At 35.6% G+C, this 24,604-nt stretch carries 24 protein-coding genes, 3 other RNA genes and 2 riboswitches; of the genes, 24 read left to right on the top strand and 3 right to left on the bottom strand.

The genetic code is table 11. The features are described 5' to 3' along the window. The 13 genes from KI356_RS21515 to pbuX form a co-directional block, all read left to right on the top strand. On the top strand, positions 1 to 407 hold a 407-nt coding region (locus tag KI356_RS21515), incomplete at its 5' end, for a YppG family protein (RefSeq protein ID WP_212936395.1). Between the two features lie 156 nt (positions 408 to 563). Continuing rightward, positions 564 to 1,013, top strand: coding sequence for a CotD family spore coat protein (locus KI356_RS21510; protein WP_212936394.1), 450 nt, complete (start codon positions 564 to 566; stop codon positions 1,011 to 1,013). Positions 1,014 to 1,069: 56 nt separating this feature from the next. Beyond that, positions 1,070 to 1,624 carry an SLOG family protein gene (locus KI356_RS21505; protein ID WP_002158553.1) on the top strand — a complete coding sequence of 185 codons (555 nt, stop codon included), beginning with the start codon at positions 1,070 to 1,072 and terminating at the stop codon, positions 1,622 to 1,624. Positions 1,625 to 1,721: 97 nt separating this feature from the next. Further along, positions 1,722 to 2,057: a cell division regulator GpsB gene (gene gpsB, locus KI356_RS21500; RefSeq protein ID WP_000622426.1), complete on the top strand. Its 336-nt coding sequence runs from the start codon at positions 1,722 to 1,724 to the stop codon at positions 2,055 to 2,057. An 87-nt stretch (positions 2,058 to 2,144) separates the two neighbouring features. Further along, positions 2,145 to 2,536: RNase P RNA component class B (gene rnpB / locus KI356_RS21495), an RNA gene on the top strand. 180 nt (positions 2,537 to 2,716) lie between these two features. Continuing rightward, positions 2,717 to 3,856: a THUMP domain-containing class I SAM-dependent RNA methyltransferase gene (locus KI356_RS21490; RefSeq protein ID WP_128281603.1), complete on the top strand. Its 1,140-nt coding sequence runs from the start codon at positions 2,717 to 2,719 to the stop codon at positions 3,854 to 3,856. Between the two features lie 61 nt (positions 3,857 to 3,917). Then, positions 3,918 to 4,100: a DUF3921 domain-containing protein gene (locus KI356_RS21485; RefSeq protein ID WP_000376895.1), complete on the top strand. Its 183-nt coding sequence runs from the start codon at positions 3,918 to 3,920 to the stop codon at positions 4,098 to 4,100. 138 nt (positions 4,101 to 4,238) lie between these two features. Continuing rightward, entirely contained in the window at positions 4,239 to 6,176 is a 1,938-nt protein-coding gene (locus KI356_RS21480; RefSeq protein ID WP_002117771.1) for an ATP-dependent DNA helicase, read from the top strand. A 119-nt stretch (positions 6,177 to 6,295) separates the two neighbouring features. Beyond that, entirely contained in the window at positions 6,296 to 7,813 is a 1,518-nt protein-coding gene (ypwA, locus tag KI356_RS21475) for a carboxypeptidase (RefSeq protein WP_212936393.1), read from the top strand. Between the two features lie 48 nt (positions 7,814 to 7,861). Beyond that, entirely contained in the window at positions 7,862 to 8,335 is a 474-nt protein-coding gene (locus KI356_RS21470; RefSeq protein ID WP_212936392.1) for a GNAT family N-acetyltransferase, read from the top strand. A 143-nt stretch (positions 8,336 to 8,478) separates the two neighbouring features. After that, on the top strand, positions 8,479 to 9,225 hold the full coding sequence (locus tag KI356_RS21465) for a type I methionyl aminopeptidase (RefSeq protein ID WP_212936391.1): 747 nt from the start codon (positions 8,479 to 8,481) through the stop codon (positions 9,223 to 9,225). 124 nt (positions 9,226 to 9,349) lie between these two features. Next, a riboswitch (purine riboswitch) is annotated at positions 9,350 to 9,451 on the top strand. A 107-nt stretch (positions 9,452 to 9,558) separates the two neighbouring features. Continuing rightward, the gene (locus KI356_RS21460; protein ID WP_002149272.1) at positions 9,559 to 10,152 is read left to right on the top strand and encodes a xanthine phosphoribosyltransferase; all 594 of its coding nucleotides are present in this window, start codon (positions 9,559 to 9,561) and stop codon (positions 10,150 to 10,152) included. 2 nt (positions 10,153 to 10,154) lie between these two features. Further along, positions 10,155 to 11,477, top strand: coding sequence for a xanthine permease PbuX (pbuX, locus tag KI356_RS21455; RefSeq protein ID WP_212936390.1), 1,323 nt, complete (start codon positions 10,155 to 10,157; stop codon positions 11,475 to 11,477). A 14-nt stretch (positions 11,478 to 11,491) separates the two neighbouring features. On the opposite strand, the gene KI356_RS21450 is transcribed toward pbuX, so the two are convergent. Next, positions 11,492 to 12,655 carry a DUF418 domain-containing protein gene (locus tag KI356_RS21450; protein ID WP_212936389.1) on the bottom strand — a complete coding sequence of 388 codons (1,164 nt, stop codon included), beginning with the start codon at positions 12,653 to 12,655 and terminating at the stop codon, positions 11,492 to 11,494. Between the two features lie 578 nt (positions 12,656 to 13,233). Here KI356_RS21450 and KI356_RS21445 point away from each other — a divergent pair. After that, positions 13,234 to 16,893: a dynamin family protein gene (locus tag KI356_RS21445; RefSeq protein ID WP_212936388.1), complete on the top strand. Its 3,660-nt coding sequence runs from the start codon at positions 13,234 to 13,236 to the stop codon at positions 16,891 to 16,893. A gap of 3 nt (positions 16,894 to 16,896) precedes the next feature. Here the strand turns inward: KI356_RS21445 and KI356_RS21440 are convergent, their stop codons facing one another. Then, entirely contained in the window at positions 16,897 to 17,151 is a 255-nt protein-coding gene (locus KI356_RS21440; RefSeq protein ID WP_000369740.1) for a DUF3931 domain-containing protein, read from the bottom strand. Between the two features lie 71 nt (positions 17,152 to 17,222). Here KI356_RS21440 and KI356_RS21435 point away from each other — a divergent pair, with 71 nt between their 5' ends. The 5 genes from KI356_RS21435 to ssrS (KI356_RS21415) all read left to right on the top strand — a co-directional run bounded on the left by KI356_RS21435 (position 17,223) and on the right by ssrS (KI356_RS21415) (position 19,324). Beyond that, positions 17,223 to 17,690 carry a GNAT family N-acetyltransferase gene (locus KI356_RS21435; protein ID WP_212936387.1) on the top strand — a complete coding sequence of 156 codons (468 nt, stop codon included), beginning with the start codon at positions 17,223 to 17,225 and terminating at the stop codon, positions 17,688 to 17,690. Positions 17,691 to 17,711: 21 nt separating this feature from the next. Beyond that, complete coding sequence (locus KI356_RS21430) at positions 17,712 to 17,984, top strand: YpbS family protein (RefSeq protein ID WP_000451820.1); 273 nt, start codon at positions 17,712 to 17,714, stop codon at positions 17,982 to 17,984. 2 nt (positions 17,985 to 17,986) lie between these two features. Then, positions 17,987 to 18,820, top strand: a complete 834-nt coding sequence (locus tag KI356_RS21425) for a sulfurtransferase (RefSeq protein WP_212936386.1) — start codon at positions 17,987 to 17,989, stop codon at positions 18,818 to 18,820. A gap of 116 nt (positions 18,821 to 18,936) precedes the next feature. Further along, positions 18,937 to 19,119: non-coding RNA, 6S RNA (ssrS, locus tag KI356_RS21420), on the top strand. Between the two features lie 21 nt (positions 19,120 to 19,140). Further along, a non-coding RNA gene (gene ssrS, locus KI356_RS21415) (6S RNA) lies at positions 19,141 to 19,324 on the top strand. A gap of 55 nt (positions 19,325 to 19,379) precedes the next feature. Here the strand turns inward: ssrS (KI356_RS21415) and KI356_RS21410 are convergent. Beyond that, positions 19,380 to 19,829 (bottom strand): hypothetical protein, encoded by a 450-nt coding sequence (locus KI356_RS21410; protein WP_212936385.1) that lies wholly within the window; start codon positions 19,827 to 19,829, stop codon positions 19,380 to 19,382. Positions 19,830 to 19,912: 83 nt separating this feature from the next. On the opposite strand from KI356_RS21410, the gene KI356_RS21405 reads away from it, so the two are divergent. The 5 genes from KI356_RS21405 to KI356_RS21385 all read left to right on the top strand — a co-directional run bounded on the left by KI356_RS21405 (position 19,913) and on the right by KI356_RS21385 (position 24,443). Beyond that, complete coding sequence (locus KI356_RS21405) at positions 19,913 to 20,224, top strand: hypothetical protein (protein WP_128281592.1); 312 nt, start codon at positions 19,913 to 19,915, stop codon at positions 20,222 to 20,224. A 3-nt stretch (positions 20,225 to 20,227) separates the two neighbouring features. Continuing rightward, a complete protein-coding gene (locus KI356_RS21400; RefSeq protein ID WP_212936384.1) occupies positions 20,228 to 21,463 on the top strand; it encodes a glutathionylspermidine synthase family protein in 1,236 nt (411 codons plus the stop codon). Further along, a complete protein-coding gene (locus KI356_RS21395) occupies positions 21,460 to 21,846 on the top strand; it encodes a DUF350 domain-containing protein (RefSeq protein WP_002117799.1) in 387 nt (128 codons plus the stop codon). Before KI356_RS21400 ends, KI356_RS21395 begins: the two co-directional genes overlap by 4 nt. Before the next feature lie 357 nt (positions 21,847 to 22,203). After that, a riboswitch (M-box (ykoK) riboswitch) is annotated at positions 22,204 to 22,369 on the top strand. 349 nt (positions 22,370 to 22,718) lie between these two features. Next, positions 22,719 to 23,444, top strand: coding sequence for a P-type ATPase actuator domain-containing protein (locus KI356_RS21390; RefSeq protein WP_128281590.1), 726 nt, complete (start codon positions 22,719 to 22,721; stop codon positions 23,442 to 23,444). A gap of 132 nt (positions 23,445 to 23,576) precedes the next feature. Further along, entirely contained in the window at positions 23,577 to 24,443 is an 867-nt protein-coding gene (locus KI356_RS21385; protein WP_128281589.1) for a 5'-3' exonuclease, read from the top strand. Positions 24,444 to 24,604: the final 161 nt, after the last annotated feature.

Genomic DNA, 24,604 nt, shown 5'->3' with positions numbered 1-24,604 from the left:
ATCAACCGCAGCAAGCGCATATGAATCAACCACAGCAAGCGCATATGAGTCAGCCGCAGCAAATGTATACGAATCAACCACAGGAAGCGTATATGAGTCAGCCGCAGCAAATGTATATGAATCAACCACAGGAAGCGTATATGAATCCACAAAACTACATGTCACCAGCTCAATATGTAAATCAACAAGCTATGTTTTATCCACCAAAACAACCATATCCAACGATGAATAAACAAAAGCAACAGCAACAGCAACCAAGTCAGTTTTCTAGTTTTGTTTCACAATTTAAATCATCAGATGGTAACTACGATGTAAATAAAATGATGAACACAGCTGGACAAATGATGAACGCGATGAATCAAGTAACAGGGATTGTTAAGCAAGTCGGGGGCTTTTTTGGTAAATAATAGTAGGGGGTTGTCTATAATCGATATTACGTATGAAATTGGATACTAGACAAATTTCCATGAAATAAATGGGTATATATAACAAGCGGCTTTACCCCCTCGCTCATATTGTAAAGTGTAGTCAGATTTTTTTAATGAGAGAGGAGAGAAAAAACTATGCATCATTGTCATCCTTGCTTTGGAGGGCATAAGCCTGTAGGACCTATTTGTACGACAGCTCCTGTCATTCATCCGACAAAACAATGTGTAACACATTCTTTTTCAACAACGGTGGTGCCACACATTTTCCCAACGCATACAACACACGTACATCATCAACAAATTAAAAATCAAGGTTTCTTCCCACAAACAAACTCGAACGTAAATGTTGTAGACCCTGGTGATCCAGGATCTGTTGGTGGATTTGGTGGCGGATGTGGACCATGTGGTCATGGTCACCATGGTTACCATGGACATCATGGTCATCAAATATCACCATTTGGACCAGGACCAAATGTATCACCATTTGGACCAGGGCCGAACGTGTCACCATTTGGACCAGGACCGAACGTGTCACCATTCGGACCTAATGTAGGACCAAACGTTGGTGGAATGTTTAAAAAGTAAATGATATGTTAGAACTAGCGAAATGCTAGTTCTTTTTTTGTAATTGAGGTGTAGATATGAAAGTTGTTGCTGTAACAGGATATAAGCCATTTGAACTTGGGATATTTAAAAATGATCATCCAGGTGTAGAATGTATAAAAAAGGCGCTGCGTCGTAAATTAACTGCTTTTGTAGAAGATGGTTTGGAGTGGGTGATTATAAGCGGCCAGTTAGGAGTCGAATTATGGGCTGCTGAAGTTGTTTTTGAGATTCAAGTAGAATATCCAGATTTAAAATTAGCGGTATTTACTCCTTTTTTAGAACAAGAAGAAAATTGGAAGGAAGATAACCGTGAATATTACGAATTTATTCTTTCGCAAGCAGATCACATTGATAGTATTACGAAACGGAAGTACGAAAGTCCAGAGCAATTTAAATTAAAGAATCAATTTTTTATTGAAAAAAGCGATGCACTTTTAGCTGTGTATGATGAAGAAAAGTCTGGGAGCCCTAAATATATTGTAGAAGCAGCTAAGAAAAAAGGAGAAATAGAAAATTATCACAGTTATTTCATTCTTTTTTCTGATTTACAAGATATAATGGAAGAGGAACAGTGGAATAATGCAGAGTAATATGTAATATAGTACTCGTATATTTGATTGACAAAAAGCATTGTTTCTGAAAAAATTTAGTTAATGAAAGCTTTGGCAAAAATTTGAGGTGAAGAAAATGATTTCGGATAAAATTAAATTAACAGCGAAAGATATTTTAGAAAAAGAATTTAAAACAGGTATGAGAGGTTATCAACAAGAAGAAGTAGATAAGTTTCTTGATATGATTATTAAAGATTATGAAGCCTTTCATAAGGAATTTGATCAATTAAAACAACAAAATGCTCGTTTGAAACGTGAATTAGAAGAACAGAAAGTAGCGGCAACACAAGTTCCGCAACAACCGGTACAAACACCAGTTGCACAACCTGTATATAACAATACAAATACGGATATTTTAAAACGTCTATCTAATTTAGAAAAAGCCGTATTTGGAAGTAAGTTATACGAGTAATTAAAGGTGGTAAAAAGGTTAAAGGATTTTACATAGAAAAAAACATTGCAAAATCTTTTTGTTTCCACTATACTAATGGATGTCATAACGTTTGGGTAATCGCTGCAACGCCAACGTTGTAGAGGAAAGTCCATGCTCGCACGGCCTGAGATGGCTGTAGTGTTCGTGCCTAGCCAAGTCATAAGCTAGGGTATTCTGGCTGTAAGGCTGGTTTAACGGCAGGGAAAAAACCTAAGTCCTTTCGGATATGGTTTGACTACCTTTAAAGTGCCACAGTGACGAAGTCCTTGAAGAAATGATAGGAGTGGAACGAGGTAAACCCCACGAGCGAGAAACCCAAATAATGGTAGGGGAATCTTTTCCAAGGAAATGAACGACGGAAAAGGACAGGTTTTCGTAACCTGTAGATAGATGATTACCACCGGAGTACGAGGCGTGGGCCGTTTGCAGTACAAAGGAACAGAACATGGCTTACAGAACGTTATGAACCAACTATGAAATAACTCAGCTCTCCTTTGTTAGAGGAGGGCTTTTTATTTGTATGAAGTTATAAATTGTGAGTTAAAATGGTAAATGAGAAAATTTTTCGTAATATGTAATAATTAATGGGACAACATGTTATTAATTATTGTTTGATTATACATAAGAGGTGAATGCAAATGGGAAAAGTTACTTTAATTGCAACAGCGGCAATGGGTATTGAAGCGTTAGTTGCCCGAGAAGTTCGCGATCTTGGTTATGAATGTGAAGTGGAAAACGGAAAGGTAACGTTTGAAGCGGATGAAAAAGCAATTTGTCGTACGAATTTATGGTTACGTACTGCGGACCGTGTGAAAATTAAAGTCGGCGAATTTAAAGCAACAACATTCGATGAGTTGTTTGAAAAAACAAAAGCGTTAAACTGGGGAGATTATATTCCAGAGAACGGAGAATTCCCTGTTATTGGGAAATCTTTGAAATCAACATTATTTAGTGTTTCAGACTGCCAACGTATTGTTAAAAAAGCTGTTGTTGAGAAATTAAAAACAACGTATAGACGCACAACTTGGTTTGAAGAAGATGGTCCATTATTCCGTATTGAAATTGCAATGCTCAAGGATATTGCAACGTTAACAATCGATGCGAGTGGTGTAGGTCTTCATAAACGTGGATACCGTCTTGAGCAAGGTGAAGCGCCTTTAAAAGAAACATTAGCTGCGTCTTTAATTAAGTTAACAAACTGGAAGCCAGATCGTCCTTTCGTTGATCCTTTCTGTGGATCTGGTACAATTCCAATTGAAGCTGCATTAATTGGACAAAATATCGCACCAGGATTTAACCGAGGCTTTGCATCGGATGAATGGGACTGGGTTGGTAAACAAAACTGGCGTGAGGCTCGCCAAGAAGCTGAAGATTTGGCGAATTATGATCAGAAACTACAAATTATCGGATCAGATATTGATCATCGTATGATTAGAGTTGCACAAGATAATGCCGATGAAGTTGGACTAGGTGATTTAATTTCATTTAAACAAATGCAAGTAAAAGATTTCACAACAAAAGAGGATTATGGCTATGTTGTAACGAATCCTCCATACGGAGAACGTTTAAGTGAAAGAGCACTTGTTGAAAAATTATATAAAGAAATGGGAGAGGTATTCCGCCCATTAGATACGTGGTCAATGTATTTATTAACAAGTTACGAAGCGTTTGAGAAGTGTTACGGAAAAGATGCGTCGAAAAAACGTAAGTTATTTAACGGTTTTATCCGTACAGACTACTACCAATACTTCGGAAAACGTCCACCGCGTAACTCATAGTATAAAACTCCTCCAACGCGCATATACTGGCTATTATGTAATGCGTAAAGGAGGAAGTGATATGGATAGTTTTCAATTATCAATGATTCAAAAAGCTATTCACCGTACGTATGATGAGCTCGGAAAAGAAGTGGATAGTCAAGGTGCGATTGTAGATGAAATACAAAAAGCGCAGGAAGAATATTTGTCAGCTCTTTCACATGAAACAGCGATTGATAAACGGTATTTAAAGTCATTAATATAGAAAAAAATTTTCCTTTTTCGAAAGGGAAATTTTTTTTCGTGTATTTCTATGTATTGCAACAGGGGAAAGTGGCTGCACATATGTGAATAGCAGTCGCTATATCTTTTTATAGAAAAACTGTTTGGTTGGAGGCTAAGGATGTTTACTGAGAATAGGTTACCATTTGAAGTAGGAAAACAAGATAATTTTTATGATAAGTTGAATGAGTGGATTGGAGATGTGTTTTACGACATCCTTCCGGAAAAAGGCTTTGAAGAGCGTGATGAACAGATTTTTATGGCGTTTCAGTTAGAGCGCGCTTTCCAAGAGAAGAAAGTTATGTTTGCAGAAGCAGGTGTAGGAACAGGGAAAACAATTGTATATCTTCTATATGCAATTTGTTATGCACGTTATACAGGGAAGCCAGCTATTATCGCTTGTGCAGATGAAACGTTAATTGAGCAGCTTGTGAAAGAAGAAGGAGACATTGCTAAGTTATCTGAAGCATTAGGGCTATCTGTTGATGTTAGACTTGCGAAATCAATGGATAATTATTTATGTTTGCGTAAACTTGAAGATGTTATGAGTGGACGAGCTCCAGAAGTAATTGAAGATGTATATTACGAATTACCTCAGTTCGTATTCGATCATGGTACGATGCAGAACTTTACTCACTATGGTGACCGAAAAGAATTTCCACTGTTAAATGACGAGGAATGGTCAAAGGTAAACTGGGATTACTTCCAAGATTGCTTCACTTGTGATTCTCGTCATCGTTGTGGTCAAACACTTTCTCGTGAACATTATCGTAAAGCTGCAGATTTAATTATTTGTTCTCAAGACTTCTATATGGATCATATTTGGACATATGATGCACGTAAACGTGAAGGGCAAATTCCATTGTTACCTGAAAGTAGCTGTGTTGTATTTGATGAAGGGCATCTTGTAGAGTATGCAGCGCAAAAAGCTTTAACATATCGTTTAAAGCAAACGATGATGGAACAACTTTTAACGAGATTATTACAAAATGATATTCGTGAAGAGTTTGCACATTTAGTAGAAGAAACAATTTGGCAAACTGAACGATTCTTTGAGGTACTACAAGAGAATAAAAAGGAAATTGAAGGTTCTGATCGTTTAGAAATTACTGTAACAGAAAAGGTAACTGCTGAAGCGAATCGACTTTACGCAAAAATCGGTGAAGTTGGTGACGCATTAGTATTTGAAAGCGAAATGCATACAGTAAACACATACGATTTAAATATCGTTGATGAGCATTTAGATGTGTTAGAGCATTCACTTCGTCTTTTCATGCACGAGAAAAATGTAATTACGTGGGGTGAAGAAGGTGATGGTGCCTTCACATTAGTTATTATGCCGCGTGCAGTTGAAGAAGTGTTACAAGAAAAAGTATTCTCGAAGAAGATTCCGTATATTTTCTCTTCTGCGACATTATCTGATAATGATTCGTTCGCATTTACTGCAAATAGTCTAGGGGTAAAAGATTACTTATCATTCTCAGTTGCTTCGCCGTTTGATTATGAAGAGCAAATGACAGTAAACTTACTTCCGTATACGAAAGAAAATGAATGGGAAAGAAAGTGTCAATATACACTTGAAAATATACAAAAAACAAATGGACGTACACTTGTATTATTCCGTACAACGCAAGAACTTGCAGCGTTTAAAGAATATGTAAGTAAAGAGCAAATGTCAGTTCCGTTCTTATATGAAGGAGATCAAGAAATTAGCCAGCTCGTTTCTCGCTTCCAAAATGAAGAAGAGACTGTACTTTGTGCCGTTCATCTATGGGAAGGTTTAGATATTCCTGGTTCATCATTATCACATGTTATTATTTGGTCACTACCATTCCCTCCAAACGATCCTGTGTTTGAAGCGAAGCGCAAGCACGTAAACGATCCATTCTGGGATGTAGATGTACCTTATATGATTTTACGTCTTCGCCAAGGAATTGGACGTTTAATTCGTACAAGTGAAGATAAAGGTGCTATATCATTATTCTTATCAGATAATGAAGATGAAAAAGTGATAGAAGCAGTGAAGAAAGTGCTTCCGGTAGAAGGAAAAGTACTTTAAGCGAAAAAATGTTGTAGGGAAAAGCTTGGCACTTGCCAAGCTTTTTTTCTATTAGAAAAGGAATTTATGTTTTAATGTCGAAATAAGGTTGAGGTAGAAAAAGGAGGTTTTTTTATACTATGACAGTTGCTACATATGAAGTAGAAAAACAATTTTTAGCATATGTGAAGAAGATAGAGAATTATGGAGAAGCATTAAGCTTAATGTTTTGGGATTTAAGAACAGGTGCACCAAAGCAAGGAGTAGACCAGCGTTCAGAAGTAATTGGAATGCTTTCATCCGAAGTATTTGCGATGTCGACTTCAGATGAGATGGGGAACTATTTAACTGAACTAGAATCTTTAATTGTTGAAAATAAGCTTTCTGAAACGACAAAGAAAATGGTTGAAGAGTGTCGTAAAGAATATGATAGAAATAAGAAAATTCCACAAGCGGAATATGAAGCGTATGTGAAATTAGAAGCGAAAGCGGAAAGTGTATGGGAAGAAGCTCGCGAAAAATCTGACTTCGAAATGTTCCGTCCGTATTTAGAAAAAATTGTTGAATTCAAAAAGAAATTTATTACATATTGGGGTTACGAAACGTACAAATATAACACGCTATTAGACATGTATGAGCCGGGAATCACAGTAGAAGTGTTAGATCATGTATTTGGTCAACTACGTGAACGTATCGTTCCGCTTGTGAAAGAAATTTCTGAGTCTAAAAAAGAATTAAAAACAAATGCTTTATCCGAACATTTTTCAAAAGAAAAACAAAAGAATTTTACTTTAGAGTTATTAAAACAATTGAACTATAACTTTGAAGCGGGTCGTCTTGATGAAACGGTACATCCTTTTGAAATTACATTAAATAGAGGGGATGTTCGTATTACAACACGCTATGATGAGAAAGATTTCCGTATGGCTGTGTTTGGAACAATTCATGAATGTGGTCATGCTGTATATGAACAAAATGTTGCAGAGGAATTTGAAGGTACACCGCTATGTAGTGGAACATCTATGGGTATTCATGAGTCACAATCATTATTCTTTGAGAACTTTATCGGCCGTAATAAATCATTCTGGAAGAAAAATTATGATTTATTAAAAGAGTATAGTGATGGTCAATTTAACGATATATCAGTCGATGAGTTTTATGATGCGATTAACGAATCGAAGCCTTCATTCATTCGTATAGAAGCAGATGAGCTTACATATCCGCTTCATGTTATGGTTCGCTATGAGCTGGAGAAAGAATTATTTGACGGCACACTGCAAGTAAAGGACTTACCAGCGGCATGGAATGATAAGATGGAAACTTATTTAGGTATTCGTCCAGAGAATGATGCACAAGGTGTATTACAAGATGTTCACTGGGCTGGCGGTTCATTTGGATACTTCCCATCTTATGCGCTTGGTTATATGTATGCAGCGCAATTTAAACAAAGGATGCTAACGGATATTCCAAACTTTGATGCATTATTAGAAGAAGGAAACGTAACACCAATTCGTGAATGGTTAACAGAAAATATTCACCAATATGGTAAAACGAAAAAACCACTTGAAATTTTAGAAGATGTAACGGGTGAAGGGCTAAATGCAAACTACTTAGCTGATTATTTAGAAGCGAAATATAAAGAGATTTATGAGTTATAAAACAGGAGCTGCTTAATTGCAGCTCTTTTTTATGAGGGAGTGAGAGAAATGGACTATATGTTTACAGTAATGTCGCAAGCGGAAGCAGAAGAAATTGTATACAACTGGCATTATGAAGGGGAATATTCTTTTTACGATATGGAGGCAGATCAAGAAGATTTAGCGGAGTTTTTACATGGTGAGAGTAGAGGAGATAATACATTTGCTGTGAAGGGAAATGGTACTCTCATTGGGTTCTTTAGCTTTTGTAAAACAAATAATCAAACGGTTGATATAGGGCTTGGAATGAGACCTAATATAACGGGCAATGGATTAGGTTTACAGTTCGTAAAAGCTGGATTAGATTTTAGTAAAGAAAACTATAACTGTGACTATATAACATTATCAGTAGCAGTATTTAATAAAAGGGCAATCAAAGTATATAAAAAAGTAGGATTCGAAGCAGTTGGAACGTTTATACAGAAAACAAATGGTAGTTGTTTTGAGTTTTTGAAAATGAATTATATATGTAAAAATGATTAAAAAACAGAAGAATCTCTTTCTGTTTTTTATTTTGATGCAGAAATAAATAATACTTTTTGTAATTGGGGGTTTTGAAATTTTGATAGAGGATGTGTATGATTGAACTTTAGTAGCAAATAGCAAGCTTAGCAAGGAGAGGTAGAATGATTACAATTAAAACGAAAAATGAAATAGATTTGATGCATGAATCTGGGAAGTTACTGGCTTCTTGTCATAGAGAAATTGCAAAAATGATGAAACCAGGTATCACTACACAAGAAATTGATACGTTTGTTGAAGCATATTTAGAAGAGCATGGTGCCAGATCCGAACAGAAAGGGTATAACGATTATCCATACGCAATATGTGCATCTGTGAACAATGAAATGTGTCATGGGTTTCCAACAGATGTTCCTTTAAGTGAAGGAGATATTGTGACAATTGACATGGTAGTAAACTTAAATGGTGCGCTCTCGGATTCTGCATGGACGTATATAGTTGGAGATATTTCTGATGAAGCAAAAAGGTTATTGTTAGTAGCAGAGAGTGCTTTATATAAAGGGATTGAGCAAGCGATAAGTGGTAACCATGTTGGAGATATTGGATACGCAATTGAAAGTTATGTAGCTTCTGAAGGGTTTTCTGTTGCAAGAGACTTTACGGGGCATGGAATTGGTAAAGCCATTCATGAGGAACCAGCCATTTTTCATTTTGGTAAGCCAAGGCAGGGTCCAGAGTTACAAGAAGGGATGGTAATTACGATTGAACCAATTGTAAATGTAGGTATGCGTTATTCTAAAGTGGATTTAAACGGATGGACTGCACGAACGATGGACGGAAAATTGTCAGCGCAGTATGAGCATACAGTTGCAATTACGAAGGATGGGCCAGTTATTTTAACGTGCCTTTAAAGAGGGATTATGAAATGTAAGAGTTTTCAAAAAACGAACAAAAATGGTGTTTTCATAAAATTCGTACGTGTTTTTTTGATAAATGCTTTTCAAAGTGCAAAAAGTACGTTATAATCCTTCTATAAATAAATAAGTTAGCTACACTCATATAATCGCGGGGATATGGCCTGCAAGTTTCTACCGAAGTACCGTAAATACTTTGACTATGAGTGAGGACGAATATATTTGCTTGTTTAGCATTCTTTTTTTGCGAAACTCCAAAGGCACGTCTCTCACTTGTAACGAGTGGTGGCGGCTTTTGGAGTTTTTTATTGCATAAGAGGAGGAACAAACATGAAAGTATTACAAGAAAAGATTTTGAACGAAGGAAAGGTTTTATCTGGTGATGTATTAAAGGTAGATGCGTTTTTAAATCATCAAATTGATCCAGTACTTATGCAAGAGATCGGAAAAGAATTTGCTAAACGCTTTAAAGAAGAGAACATTACAAAAATCGTGACGATTGAATCTTCAGGCATTGCACCAGCAGTTATGGCTGCTTTAGAGCTTGGTGTAAAAGTAGTTTTTGCAAGAAAGCGTAAATCGTTAACGTTACAAGATAATATGTATGTTGCGAAAGTATACTCATTTACAAAACAAGAAACGAACGAGATTTCACTATCTCGAAATCATATTGATGAAAATGATCATGTACTAATTATTGATGACTTTTTAGCAAATGGTCAGGCTGCTTTAGGTTTAATGAGCTTAGTAGAGCAGGCCGGAGCAAGTATTGCGGGAATTGGCATTGTTATTGAAAAAGCATTTCAAGATGGAGGAAAGAAACTGCGTGAACAGGGAGTTCGTGTTGAATCACTAGCAGAAATTGCATCACTTGATAACGGCACAGTTACATTTGTACAGCAAGAAACTGCGGAGGTGAAATAACGATGAAGCAGCACCCATTTAAAATCGCATCGCTTGGCATTCAACACATGCTTGCCATGTATGCGGGCGCAATTATTGTTCCGCTTATTGTTGGTGGTGGACTTGGTTTAAATCAACAAGAATTAACGTATTTAGTATCGATTGACTTATTAATGTGCGGCGTTGCAACGATTTTACAAGCATTATCAAATCGCTTTTTCGGTATTGGACTTCCAGTTGTACTTGGTTGCACATTTACAGCAGTGGGACCGATGATTGCAATTGGTAAACAATACGGCGTGTCCTCTATTTATGGGGCGATTATTGCTGCTGGATTATTCGTTGTTATTTTCGCGAAATTATTTGGGAAACTTGTAAAACTGTTTCCTCCTGTTGTAACAGGATCTGTCGTTACAGTCATTGGGGTTACACTTGTTCCAGCAGCTATTAATGATATGGCTGGAGGAGTTGGAAGTAAAGATTTTGGAAGTCTAGAAAATTTAGCTTTAGCATTTGGTGTTTTATTATTTATCATTATTATGTATCGTTTCTTTGATGGATTTATCCGTTCAATCTCTATATTACTTGGTCTTTTGTTCGGTACAATCGTTGCAGCATTTATGGGGAAAGTAAGCTTGCAAGCGGTTGGAGAGGCAGATTGGTTCCACGGTATTCAGCCGTTTTACTTCGGTACACCAACATTTGAATTAACGCCAATTATTACGATGATTCTCGTTGCTTGCGTAGGGATTGTGGAAGCAACAGGTGTATATTTTGCATTATCTGATATTTGTAATAAAAAGATCGGTGAAAAAGAATTAACAAAAGGTTATCGTGCAGAAGGATTAGCAATGGTTTTAGGTGGGATTTTCAATGCGTTCCCATATACAACATACTCTCAAAACGTAGGACTTGTTCAATTAACTGGAGTAAGAAATCGCGTTATCATTTATACTTGCGGTGGTATGTTAATTGTTCTTGGATTCATTCCAAAAATCGCAGCCATGACAACAATTATTCCGAAATCAGTACTTGGCGGTGCAATGCTAGCAATGTTCGGCATGGTTATGGCATATGGTATTAAAATGTTAAGCAGTGTTGATTTTGGAAAACAAGAAAATTTATTAATTGTCGCATGTTCTGTCGGAATCGGGCTTGGAGTTACAGTTGTTCCAACGTTATTCTCACAGCTTCCTGAAAATATTCGTATTTTAACGGATAACGGGATTGTACTTGGAAGTGCATCAGCAGTACTTTTGAATATTGTATTTAATATGGTGCCGCAGCGTAAAGTGAAAGTAAAAGAAGAGCCAGTTCCGATGCAAAGTGCAGTAAGAGAAGCGTAAAAAGCAAGGTCTCGTTATGAGACCTTGCTTTTCTTTTTAAGTGGCATCATCTTACCGTACGTACCAAGACGCCAAATGTATTCAAGTGGCCCGTATTGATAACGAGAAAGCCACCAGCGGCTAATGAAGATTTGTAACGTGTAGAAACCGATGCAAAATAGTGGCCCAACCCATAATGGAGCGGGATAATAATTTTTGAAAAATAGACCGAATACAAGTAACGTAACAATCGTATGCGTGATGTAATTTGTTAACGCCATTCTTCCGACATATTGGAATGGGCGTAATAATTTTTGCCATCTTTCTTTTTGTAATAAGCGCAGCAGTGTAAAAATGTAAAAGATGAATAATGTTTTTCCGCTAAACATTGTAAAGGCACTCATGTAAATCGGATCATAAGGTTGTTTTGACAAGAAATAACGAACCATAAAGAACCACATTGGTAATGTTAAAACGAACATAATAATTTGCCATTTTTTTAGTTTTGGATCTAATTCTTTTGAGCGGCGGAAAATATCTTTTTTGCCGGCGTATAAACCAAGTAAAAATAGCCCAACTGTTTCTGGGAGCATGAATGTACTTAGCCCAATTGCTTCAGAATAAAACGCATGGAAACGATTTTGTATTTGTAACATCCAGTCCTCTAATGGCATGATTGGTAAGGAGAGTCCTAGCTCATCTCTTGGCATTAAGGCAATTCCAATGCTAGTAATTAGCATTAAAAATTGAAAAATGCTTAGTAAAATTAATGCCCAAATCAAAATAGTGCGAGGTTCTCTCTTATAAAATAATAATAAGAAAAATCCAGCGATTGCATAACTATGTAAAATGTCCCCGTCCCATAAAAGAACGTAATGCAAGAACCCAAATAATAATAAAATGAGTAAGCGGCGAACAAATAAAGTTTTCGGACGATCTGTTTTCGCCTCAGCACGATTCATAAAGATATAAAAACCTAATCCGAATAAAAATGAAAAAATAGTATAAAACTTTGTTTGAATAAACATGTCATAAAACAAGCGAATATAGCTGTCTAATCCATCATAAACGCCGGAAATGTCTCGAGAATCAACACCAGCGATAACGGGCCAGTTAACAAGAAAAATACCGAGTACAGCTATTCCTCTAATAATATCGATTGAGTGTATCCTCTCGCCTTGAGAAAGATTTTGTGTCATTTTTTTCCTCCTTGTTAAGTAATTCCCTTTTATTATACAAAATGTAAAGAGGAGGGTATATAGGTAATTTCCAGTTTTTAAAGCTGTTAAGTTGTGTATTATGAGATATAATAAGAGTGCACAGCAAGTTTTAAACTTCTTTAAAACAGGCAGTAAAGCTCCTTTTCCCGAAGGAGCTTTCTTTTTTAGAAAATTGTTGATAATGATTATCTTTAATGATAAAATGTATTCAAAAGTGATAATCATTATCAAAAAAAAGGTTGGTGTGTTAATATGGTGTATGCACTTGTTGCAGGAACGATTGCTATATATTTTGGTGTTACAAAGTATGTATTAAATGGAGTAGGAACAACAAAATGAATAATATTACATAAAATCCCTTTCATTTGTAAAAAGAATGAAAGGGATTTTTTATTTTTGATGTGAATATGCTGAAAATTTAGTATGATAATAAAGTGAAACTTTAATCAGTGGGGAGGTCTATCCCTCACTGATTATTAGCCCGCACGAAACGGGCTTTTACTGCCCACAAATAGCGGGATAAAGTATATACATCTTGGATAAAGGGGAACAAGGGGATGACAAACATAGTACAGACAAACGGTATGAAAAAACTTGTTTGTTTTTATGAAGAGTGGCAAAAAAACGGTGATGCGGAGAATAGCTTGAAGTTGTTTGAAGTGATTCAAAAATATAAACAAGAGCAGCTTATGCTAGCTTTTTGTGGTCATTTTTCTGCGGGGAAATCGACAATGATGAATCACCTATATAAAGCGCAATTATTACCGACAAGTCCGATTCCAACGAGTGCTAACGTCGTTAAAATTGAAAGAGGATCTGATCGCGTTGTTGTAACGATTAAGTCTGGAGAACAGTATGAATATGACGGCGCATATTCAGCAGAAGAATTAAAACAAATATGTAAAGACGGTGATGAAGTAATTGGTGTTCATATTTATCGAAATGATGCACCAATTCCTGACGGAGTTATGTTAGTTGATACGCCAGGAATTGATTCTACAGATGATGCTCACCAATTAGCAACAGAATCAACACTCCATCTTGCAGATGTTATTTTCTATATGATGGATTATAACCATGTTCAATCAGAGGTTAACTTACAATTTGTTAAAGAATTGAAACAACGTAATAAAACGGTTTACCTCGTTGTAAACCAAATAGATAAACATAAAGCAAATGAGTTATCGTTTGAAGAGTATAGAGATAGTGTAAAACAGTCTTTTTCTAACTGGGATATTGAAGTAGATGGTATTTTTTATACATCATTGCGAATGATGAATCATCCATACAATGAAATTCAAAGTTTAGAAGCATTAATCTTTTCTATCATGAAAGAAAAAGAGCAGTATGTAAGAAAGGGAATGGAGCGAGAAACAGAATATTTATTGGGGGAACATTTCTCGTTTATTCTTTCGGAAAATGAAAAACATCTCATGAAATATGAAGAAGAATTAACATCACCACTGTCTCTTTCAGAGATAGTTGAAAAAAAGGAAGAGTTAACTGAAAATAAAAATAGCGCTGCTAGTAAAGAATCTGATGTGAGAAATGAATTTATAAAAGGTTTACAAGCCATATTAGATAACGCATATTTAATGCCATTTGAAATGAGAGAATTGGCAAATGAATATTTGGAAACGAAATTAACGAAGTTTAAAGTTGGTTTGTTATTTGCGAAAGGAAAGACGGAGCAAGAAAAACAGAGACGTGTAGATGCTTTTTATTCTGCTCTTCAAAAGACTGTTGAAACGCAACTTGATTTTCATGTGAAAGAATTTATTGTAGCCTTCTTAAAAGAAGAAGGGTTATTTACAGAGGAAATAGGGAAAGACATATATGCGTTAGAGATTGCTTTCGGACCGGAAGTGTTGGCTGAAACAATTAAACAAGGGGCTGGATTTACCGGTGATTACTTACTTCTTTACACTGCTGACGTTGCAAATGAGTTAAAGAAAAGATACTTTATGAAATCTCAGCAAATTTTTGAAAAAAGTACGAGTATATTGCAGAAGAAAGTGAAGATAGAGATTGCTCGTATTGAAGAAGAGATTGAAAAATACACGATGTTACAAACAGCAAAAGAAACGAAATTACAATACATTAAGACGTATGAGGAATATGAGAGCTATTTAGGAGATATTTGGAATGAACATGTTTCTATACCAGATGGATTACAAATAGACGAAATATTACAAAGTAAAAAACAAGTTGTTAGTGAGAAGTTTACACTACAAGAGCAAGAAATTGTAAATGACAACGTAGCGGCTAGTGAAGAAGAGATTAAAGGAACGAAAGCTTTAAATATTCAGCGTATATTAGAAAAAGTGAAGAAAGCTGAAACGATATTAGATCCATTGCCTACACTGAAACATTTACAGCAAGAAGTAGTTGGAAAAAGACAGCGTGTAGAAACAAAGCAATTTACAGTAGCGTTATTTGGAGCTTTTAGTGCTGGAAAATCATCATTTGCTAACGCATTGCTAGGTGAAAAAGTACTTCCTGTATCGCCAAACCCAACGACAGCAACGATTAATCAAATTTTACCGGTTACAGAGGAAAAACCACATGGAACAGTAATTGTTCAGTTTAAATCAAAGCAAGCACTATTAGAGGATATGAAAGCTGTTTATAAGCTGTTTCATTATGAGATTACTACGCTAGAGGAAGCATTAACGCAAATTGATAAAATTATGAAATATCCTTCACCAAGCGGGAAGCAAAAAACAACATTTAGCTTTTTACGAGCGGTACAAAAAGGATATGAGGCAGTTGCTGATCATTTAGGGGAACAAGTACAAGTTACGTTAGAGGAGTTCTCTGATTATGTAGCTAATGAAGAAAAATCATGCTTTGTTGAGTATATGGAGCTTTATTATGATTGTGCTTTAACAAGGCAAGGAGTAGCTCTTGTAGATACACCAGGGGCGGATTCTATTAACGCTCGCCATACGGATGTTGCATTCCAGTATATTAAAAACGCAGATGCTATTTTATTTGTAACATACTATAATCATGTTTTCTCTCGTGCAGATCGTGAGTTTTTAATTCAGCTCGGTCGTGTAAAGGATACATTTGCACTTGATAAAATGTTCTTCTTAATAAATGCTGCCGATTTAGCAGAGTCTGAAGAAGAACTTGAAATGGTAAAAGGTTATATTGCGGATCAGCTCTTGCAATACGGTATTAGAAATCCACGTTTATTTGCAATTTCAAGTTTATGTGCGCTTGAAGAAAAGCAAGGGAAAAGTATTGATAAAGAAAAGTATGGTATTTTACAAAACTCTGGGATTGCTAAGTTTGAAGAATCATTTACGTCCTTTATGATGAGGGATTTAATGCTTGTATCTGTGCATGCTTTATATGGTGCATTGCAAGGAGCGAAGCAGCTTCTTGTAAATATGATAAATGGCGCGAAGCAGGGAAATGATGAGAAAGAGAAGCAAACAAAAAAATATGAAGCAGAGCGTGATCAGCTACTTCATATTATTTCATCATATAGTGTACTTGCTGAAGAGCAAGCAATGCAAAATGAAGTGAAAGAATTGCTTTATTATGTACACCAACGTCTATTTTTACGCTATAACGATGTGTTTACTGAATTTATTAATCCAGCGTCGTTACGAACAGATGGGAATGTGAAAATGCAGTTGCAACAATGTGTAATGGAATTAGTGGCATTTATTCAACATGATTTATTACAAGAAATGCGTGCGACATCATTACGTCTTGAAAAATGGATAGATGAAGCGATGAAGCGTGCAAAGGATGAAATTGTTGTGAATTGCAAAGTGGAAAATGAATCGATTTCTATGGGTGGAACAGCGGATTATGAATATAAAGTTATTACACATAAAGAGCCGTTTCCTTCAATAGAAATAAAAGATTTTAAAAAGGCATTAGCACATTTTAAAAATGAGAAAAGCTTTTTTGAAAAAAATGATAAAGCTTTTATGCAAGAAGACGCTAAAGGAGTATTAGAACCTTTCGTATCAAACTATGTAGCTGATGAAGAAGATTTATTCGTTCATCATTATAAGCAAGAGTGGGATGCAAAATGGAACCTATTCCAAAAAGTGATGCAGCAAGATGTTGAGAATTATTATGAAAGTATATTATTCGCTTTAGCTGAAACAATTGATGTATCACTATATGAACAAAGTAAAGAAGAGCTTCAAAAACAGTTAGTAGAAATTGAAAAAGAAATTTATATTAAATAGCTGTTATGAAAAAAAGATTCGTTCAATTTTCTTTTGTAGTACAGTATCTAAAGATTTTACAAACCCTGCAAACTCATCAGTAGAAATCATATGGGTAAGAACTAAGCGTCTGCCGTCTGGTGTTTCACCGCATAAGACGAATGAAGAAAACTCATACGTTTTGTTTTCTACTACTAATTTTGGATAGGAATATGTGTCGCTCTTCTTTTTCTTTCCATCAATAGAGATGACGTTGCATTTTTTCTCATTGTTGTCCATGGTGAATCCCTCCTTTCTATTATCTATGGTAGACAAGGGGGGTTTAGAACAATAGGGAAGGGGGAATTTTTATGTCTGTTGTAATAGAGCGTATTTCGAAAGAAGCTATACCGAAATCTTTATTGCTCCTTGCTGATCCAAGTGAACGCCAAATTGATGCATATGTACAGAGAGGGTTTACGTATATAGCTAAACAAGAAGAACGAATTATCGGTGTATATGTGCTTTTGGAAACAAGACCAAAGACAATGGAAATTATGAATATTGCGGTTGTAGAACATATGCAAGGAAAAGGTATTGGTAAGGGGTTATTGTTGCATGCAATAGAAAAAGCTAAAGAATATAATATGTACAAGCTTGAAGTTGGTACAGGTAATTCTAGCATTTCACAACTTGCGTTATATCAAAAATGTGGATTTCGTATTTTTTCTATTGATTTTGATTACTTTTCGAAGCATTATGAAGAAGAGATTATTGAAAATGGAATTGTATGCCGTGATATGATTCGGCTTGCAATGGAATTGAATCAGAACGTATAACTTATTTAGGGGGAAGAGAAGATGGAAGTACATAAAGCAATTACAGCACATTCTCGTAAACAAAATGAAAGTGTAAAAGCATGTTTACAATTAGATGCGCAGCGTGAAGCAGCTATTGAAGCAGCCGTATCTCTTGCGTCAAATGGGAAAGAATTTTCGGTTGATGTCATTAATGTTGTAACAAAGCAAATTAATGATCTTGCAAAAAATGGTGTTACACTACAGCGTAAATATGTTACAGAAGAAATGGTTATGGAGTATGTAAGTCGTTTGCAAGAGAAAGAAGGTCGTTAAAGATGATAGTTACAGTCGAATGGTTACGTGAGCATATAGAAGATGAGAATGTCCGTATAATCGATTGTCGTTTTGATTTAGCGAATCCAAATTGGGGTAAAGAGAAGTATGAGGAAGAACATATTCCTCATGCGTTATATTTTGATTTAAATTTAGATTTATCAAGTTCTGTAATAGAGCATGGTGGTCGCCATCCATTACCAAATATAGAGCAGTTTGCAGACAAGCTTTCACAGGCTGGGATTGATGAACATACGACAGTGATTGCGTATGATAGTCAAGCTGGTGCAATGGCTTCTCGTTTATGGTGGTTATTAAACTATGTAGGACATGAGAAAGTGTATATATTAGACGGTGGATTTCCAGCTTGGAAAGAGAATGGATTACACACAACGTCGAATATCCCAGTTATTGCACGAAAACCTTTTATACCGGAAATACAAGATAATATGATTGTAACGATGGAAGATGTGAGAGGGAAAATTCGTGCAGATGCAAATATGACATTAATTGATTCTAGGGAACCAAAACGTTATGCTGGTGAGGAAGAGCTCGTTGATTCAAAGGCAGGGCATATTCCGACGGCAGTAAACTATTTTTGGAAAGATGGAATTTTAGAATCGGGACACTTTAAAAACGAAGAGGAACAGCAAGGACGTTTCCAAAATCTTGATAAAGAGAAGGAAACAATCGTATATTGTGGTTCTGGTGTTACAGCGTGTCCGAACATAGTTGCATTAAAATTAGCTGGTTTTCAAAATGTTAAATTGTATGCAGGTAGCTGGAGTGATTGGATTTCTTATCCAGAAAATCAAATTGTAAAAGAAGAAGATTAATCACTTGCATGCAAAAATAATTTGTATTAAAATAAGGTCACAAGCAAGAGATTGCTTCAAAAATATTATATTTTACACATTGGAAACAATGTGATAATATAACGACAAGTAAATAATACATCCTGCGGTGTGCGTAACTTATTTATGTCTAAAACCGATGTTAGTTTTACGGAAGCTCAATATTTAGTGACCATTATCAAGCCTTCCTTGTGGAGGAAGATATACGGTGACTGTGAGGGCATCCACCTGCGAGTAGCGGGTTTTTGGACATTTACGAGAGACGGCACTTGCGGGGGTCTTATTTCAACTAACAGTATATAAAATTCCTACGGTGTACGTAGCTTGTGTATGTCTTAAACCAATAAGTATAATACGGAAGTTCAATATTTAAATGTAGATAGCAGGCCATCTTTTTAAGAAGGAAGTTACAAACATTTGTGAGAACATCCACCTGTGAAAGCAGGTTTATGGACATCTATAGATAACGGCATATGTGGGACTATATAAAAAACCTTACGTTTTATACGTAAGGTTTTTTTGTTGAATAAATATGCTCATGTTATCTCGATTTACCTGTAAAGTTCCCATAATAAATATAGCACTTGCGGTCTTCATCAATTTCTCTTGAATCTAGGGTGAACTCCAAATGTATTCCATCCCGTTGAATATATATAATATCTGAATGGAGAGAGGGTAAGATGTCCTCGTAATTCCGCACATCTTTACTTTCTATCATAATTGAGCTTGTTTCCTTTAGTTCTCTAATTTCAAAACCTATGTGCGAGTATGTAGGATCTGAAGGGTCGTTGAAAAAAACTTCTTTTTGTATATATAACACTGCTGTCCCGTCTGGATCTACTGAAGTTGCAGTAACGACATATGTATTTCCATCTTTTATAAAATATTCACAAGTCATGCGCGCGACAATTTCAGAATTAGAAATATTTGCGTAGTTCCATAAAGCCGGATACCCGTTAGTTTCATCATTGAGCCGATATTCCAATCTCATTTTATCCCTCTTATTCCTTTTTCTTCTACTTTATCATGACATCTTATATAATAGAAATATAATTTAAAAAGGGGAGTGCAAAGGTGACAAAAACGAAATGGCTAGTAGGTGGTGTCCTGACATCTTTAATGACGGGCACTTTATTTGGCTGCGCGCAAAATATTCCCCCCGAACCGAATGATAATAGTTGTTCTGATTGGGATTGGGATGATGAACTTGGTGTTTGGCAGTGTGATGATAGTAGTTCAGGTTATCGTGGACATTACTTTTATGGTGGTAAATACTATCAAAATAAATCCACCTTCAAAAATTCATCAGAGTTTAAAACTTATCAATCTTCGGCCGAATTTAAAGGTGGAATTGGAAGCGGTTCAAAAGGTGGATTTGGAGGTTAAAATATGTCGCAATACATAGAGAAACGAAAAGAATTTTATTCGAATTATCCGCATTTCTGGTCGGATTTATATGAATGTGAGTATAGTTTGTTTCATGTTTTCCCAATAACAGAGCAAATGATGAAACAATTACAATTAGCAACTGAACGAATGGGGAAAATATTTTTTAAGACTGCTAGAATTCTTCGGAATTTATCTAATGAACAGCTTCTTGAACTCGGTTTTCCAACTGCAAGCTGGCCTTTTATTAGACTGAAAGGAATGTATCCTGAATCTGTTATTTCACGATTTGATTTTGCTTTAACAGATGATAATCGTATTAAAATGCTTGAGTTTAATAGTGACACTCCAACTTTTATTGTGGAATGCTTTCAAATGAATGGAAAAGTTTGTGAAGAATTAGGCTATGATGATCCAAATGCAAATCAAGAGCGCTTACTTTCTTCTGGTATTACAAAAGCCGTAATGGAGGCTACAAAAGGAATGGAAGATCCAAATGTTGTTTTCACAGCTCATCATGAACATATAGAAGATTGGAATACGACTATGTATTTGAGTGGGCTATGCGATGTTGAAAATAAAGTGATGCCAATGTCGGAGCTTAGAATTACAGAGAATGCTTTAGTGGATAGTGATGGGGCAAGGATCGATGTTTTATATCGCCAAACATATCCGATAGAAGATTTAATTGAGGATCAAGATCCTGAAACAGGAGATTTGGTAGGTGTGGAACTGCTGCAACTTGTAAAAGAAGGAAAGCTTTTTATTATAAATCCTTTGTCGGCCTTTTTACTTCAGCCAAAATCAATTCAATGTCTTATTTGGGGATTAGCAGAAGAAGGTGCTTTTTACACAAGTGAGGAACAAAAGTGGATTAAAGAATATATGCTTCCTACATATTTAGAGCCAGATTTATTTTTTGGAAAAAGTCCTTTCGTTCAAAAACCTTCGTTCGGTAGAGAAGGTGACACGATTACGATTCGTGATAAGGATACAAACATTATGATTCGAAATGCACATGAAACGTATAAATCGTCACTTCCTATATTTCAGAAATATACAGAGCTTCCAGTTGTATTTTTGGAAACTGAAAAAGGAATTGAGAAGCTGTCGTACGTGTTTGGGGCGTTTTTAATTGCTGGAAAAGCGAGCAGCATCGGTATACGTGCCGGAGAAAAAATTACGGGAAATGAATCATATTATTTACCGGTAGGTATTAAGAAGGAGGAAAATAAATGATTAATTTTTTACTATATTTAGCAGTATCACTTGCACTTTTATGTATCGGTCTTTTTCTTATGGAAGTGACAACGAAAGTTAAGGAATTTAAGTTAATGGCTCAAGGGAATAAAGCGGTAAGCTATGTACTTGGAGGAAGACTACTTGGTCTTGCTATCGTTTTATATTCAACGGCTGCTAATTCTATTTCAATTCTTGATATGGTTTCATGGGGAGCTGTTGGGATATTAGCTCAAATTATTGTCTTTTATTTAGCGGAATGGCTTACACCACGTTTTAATATTAATAAAAGCCTTGAAGAAGATAATCAAGCAGTGGGTCTTTTCCTTATGTTTTTATCACTTTCCATCGGAATTGTAATTGCTGGTTGTGTAACGTATTAAAACCCTTACATTTTAACGTAAGGGTTTTATTTTTTATGTGCTAATTTTTTGCAATATGTGCTCAAGTAATTTATCCCGCTATTTGTGGGCAGTAAAACTTCCACCTCAAAATTCAGCTGGAGCAAAGAAGTTAGTTGGGAGATTAACTGCCCGTAAAAGCCCGATTGGTGAAGGCTAATAATCAGTGGGGGATGAACAAAACCCCCACTGATTAAAGTTTCACTTTATGTAGTCGAATGCTGAGCAGGATGCGTATTAGTGTACTAAACTCGAGGTAGTTGTTGTAATAAGGAAAAGTTTCCATACAAAGTGTTGACATCTATTTTAAATAAGAGTAACATTTTCTATGTAATTAAAATAAGTCTCTGTTAGGTGAGGCTCCTGTATAGAGAAATGCTACTGCCCAAAAATGTCGAGAGACGCCAATGGGTCAACAGGAATGATCGAATTAAGGTTTTTCTTAACGTAGCTGGTAATGAACCTATGCTATACAGTGCTAAAACTCGGCGAGGGAGAGGTCCGTAGATTTCTAATTATATTAGGAATCGCTTATTTGTGTATGCAATGACCTTTGCTCTCTTATGAGTAAGGGTCTTTTTTGTTAGCAAGCTATGAGTAATTTCATAGTATAGATTATAACTAAAAAATAAACGAGGAGGTGAGGAGCATGTCAAATTCTGACTCGGTTCCGTTACCCATATGCTTCAAATCAAAAATATATGATGTAGGCAGGAAACGACTTGTTCCTCCCTCTATATTTATCATAATGTAGCGTTCATTCGAGTATTTGAGCGCTAGACACTTTCACGGTAAAGTGGATAAATCGAGAAACAAAGCGTTTCTTCCTATGTTATAAAGGAGGAGACGATAATATGTTATATGCAAACAAAACTGTGGGTAACACGTCATATAAACTAAGTAAAAAATCAATAAAAGAACAAATAATGCTCCAAAAAAATAAAGATTTATTAATTGAAATTGCAACGAGAGATGTAAAATCTGTATTTGCGTATTTTAAAACAACAAGAGACGGACTATCTGTGAAAGAAGCACAAAAACGTATTCAAGTATACGGCCGAAATGAATTAATTTCAAAAAGAGCGCTTCTTGCAGAAGTGATGATAAAGCTAAGTGGAATGATTCCAGGTCTTTCTAAACAAAATGTACGTGATGAATTACAATGTGAAACAGTTACTGTTTCTAGAGTAGAAGCCTCTAGCGTAACAGGGTTAAACAGTGAATTAAAAATGATGAAGCTACCAGTACAAGAGCTTGTACCTGGAGATATGATCTTTCTTTCAGAAGGTGATATAGTACCGGCAGATGTACGTATTATTTATGCAAATGATTTATTAGTAAATGAATCTATGCTGACAGGAAACGATGCTAGTATTGAGAAATTTGAAAGTTGCTATCATCTTGAACGTAAACGATTTATTCCATTAAAACGGATGAAAGACTATAATCCACTTGAACTTGAAAATGTATGTTTCAAAGGTACGTATATTGTTGGAGGAAATGCAAAGGCTGTAGTTGTTTCGACAGGTAAAAATACGTATTCAGGAATACTTCATACTTGTTGCGGTAGAATGTCTTAATGTGTTAATGATGCTAAATATACAAAAACAATGTATAATAGACAAAGTTGAATAAAAACGTAGAATGGTAATCTATATATAACCTTACGTGATAACGTGAGGTTATTATTTTTTGTTAGTAGGAGAGGAATTATGAAAAAAGTATTATTAGTTGATGGTATGGCACTATTATTTCGTGCTTTTTACGCAACAAGTGTATATGGACAATTTATGAAACGACAAGATGGTACCCCGACGAATGGGATTCATGGTTATATGAAGCATTTATTAACAGCAACACAAGCAATCGAACCAACGCACATTGTAACGTGCTGGGATATGGGAAGTACGACATTTAGAACGGAATCTTTCTCGAATTATAAAGCGAATCGTGCAGCACCACCGGAAGAATTAATTCCGCAATTTGATTTAGTACAAGAAATGACTGCGAAATTATCTATGCCTGTGATCGGTATGAAAGGTTATGAAGCGGATGATTGTATTGGTACGCTTGCAAAACAATATTGCAATGAAGCGGAAGTTTATATTTTGACAGGTGATACAGATTTACTTCAACTTGTTGATACGAATGTTACAGTTATGCTTCTTCGTAAAGGAATTGGAAATTACGAGTATTACACACCGGAAAAAATCATGGAAGAGAAAGGTGTAGAACCTTGGCAAATTGTGCATGCGAAAGCTTTCATGGGAGATACAAGTGATAATTATCCGGGTGTAAAAGGTATTGGTGAAAAAACAGCGTATAAGCTTATCCAAGAATACGGCACAGTATCGGCAGTACTAGAAAATATAGCATCATTAACGAAAGCGCAGCGCACAAAAATTGAAAGTGATTTAGAGAATTTAAATATCTCTTTACAATTAGCGCAAATTCATTGTGAAGTTCCAATTTCATGCTCATTAGAAGAAGGATTACACACAATGAACGAAGAAAAACTACGATTCGTTTGCGAAGAAATGAATTGGGGAAGACCTGAAATATTAATAAACATGTTATAAATACTAGAAAGACCGATTTAGAATGAATCGGTCTTTCTTTTTTTGTTCACAAAGTTGTCAGAAAATAAACGGAATTTTCATGTGAAGTTCAAATGGATTTCACAACAATCAATTATTATAAGTCTACACAGATAATTACTTATCCCGCATTAACGGGCGGT

The sequence above is a fragment of the Bacillus hominis genome, from assembly GCF_018332515.1.
Lineage (GTDB): Bacteria > Bacillota > Bacilli > Bacillales > Bacillaceae_G > Bacillus_A > Bacillus_A hominis.
The sequence above is the reverse complement of the archived record's forward strand: the minus strand, read 5'-3'. Positions and strand labels throughout refer to the sequence as shown.

Bases quoted from the DNA above. Each gene is read 5' to 3' on its own strand.
- KI356_RS21510 (WP_212936394.1), top strand. From the start codon at position 564: ATGCATCATTGTCATCCTTGCTTTGGAGGGCATAAGCCTGTAGGACCT.
- KI356_RS21505 (WP_002158553.1), top strand. From the start codon at position 1,070: ATGAAAGTTGTTGCTGTAACAGGATATAAGCCATTTGAACTTGGGATA.
- gpsB (WP_000622426.1), top strand. From the start codon at position 1,722: ATGATTTCGGATAAAATTAAATTAACAGCGAAAGATATTTTAGAAAAA.
- KI356_RS21490 (WP_128281603.1), top strand. From the start codon at position 2,717: ATGGGAAAAGTTACTTTAATTGCAACAGCGGCAATGGGTATTGAAGCG.
- KI356_RS21485 (WP_000376895.1), top strand. From the start codon at position 3,918: ATGGATAGTTTTCAATTATCAATGATTCAAAAAGCTATTCACCGTACG.
- KI356_RS21480 (WP_002117771.1), top strand. From the start codon at position 4,239: ATGTTTACTGAGAATAGGTTACCATTTGAAGTAGGAAAACAAGATAAT.
- ypwA (WP_212936393.1), top strand. From the start codon at position 6,296: ATGACAGTTGCTACATATGAAGTAGAAAAACAATTTTTAGCATATGTG.
- KI356_RS21470 (WP_212936392.1), top strand. From the start codon at position 7,862: ATGGACTATATGTTTACAGTAATGTCGCAAGCGGAAGCAGAAGAAATT.
- KI356_RS21465 (WP_212936391.1), top strand. From the start codon at position 8,479: ATGATTACAATTAAAACGAAAAATGAAATAGATTTGATGCATGAATCT.
- KI356_RS21460 (WP_002149272.1), top strand. From the start codon at position 9,559: ATGAAAGTATTACAAGAAAAGATTTTGAACGAAGGAAAGGTTTTATCT.
- pbuX (WP_212936390.1), top strand. From the start codon at position 10,155: ATGAAGCAGCACCCATTTAAAATCGCATCGCTTGGCATTCAACACATG.
- KI356_RS21450 (WP_212936389.1), bottom strand. From the start codon at position 12,655: ATGACACAAAATCTTTCTCAAGGCGAGAGGATACACTCAATCGATATT.
- KI356_RS21445 (WP_212936388.1), top strand. From the start codon at position 13,234: ATGACAAACATAGTACAGACAAACGGTATGAAAAAACTTGTTTGTTTT.
- KI356_RS21440 (WP_000369740.1), bottom strand. From the start codon at position 17,151: ATGGACAACAATGAGAAAAAATGCAACGTCATCTCTATTGATGGAAAG.
- KI356_RS21435 (WP_212936387.1), top strand. From the start codon at position 17,223: ATGTCTGTTGTAATAGAGCGTATTTCGAAAGAAGCTATACCGAAATCT.
- KI356_RS21430 (WP_000451820.1), top strand. From the start codon at position 17,712: ATGGAAGTACATAAAGCAATTACAGCACATTCTCGTAAACAAAATGAA.
- KI356_RS21425 (WP_212936386.1), top strand. From the start codon at position 17,987: ATGATAGTTACAGTCGAATGGTTACGTGAGCATATAGAAGATGAGAAT.
- KI356_RS21410 (WP_212936385.1), bottom strand. From the start codon at position 19,829: ATGAGATTGGAATATCGGCTCAATGATGAAACTAACGGGTATCCGGCT.
- KI356_RS21400 (WP_212936384.1), top strand. From the start codon at position 20,228: ATGTCGCAATACATAGAGAAACGAAAAGAATTTTATTCGAATTATCCG.
- KI356_RS21395 (WP_002117799.1), top strand. From the start codon at position 21,460: ATGATTAATTTTTTACTATATTTAGCAGTATCACTTGCACTTTTATGT.
- KI356_RS21390 (WP_128281590.1), top strand. From the start codon at position 22,719: ATGTTATATGCAAACAAAACTGTGGGTAACACGTCATATAAACTAAGT.
- KI356_RS21385 (WP_128281589.1), top strand. From the start codon at position 23,577: ATGAAAAAAGTATTATTAGTTGATGGTATGGCACTATTATTTCGTGCT.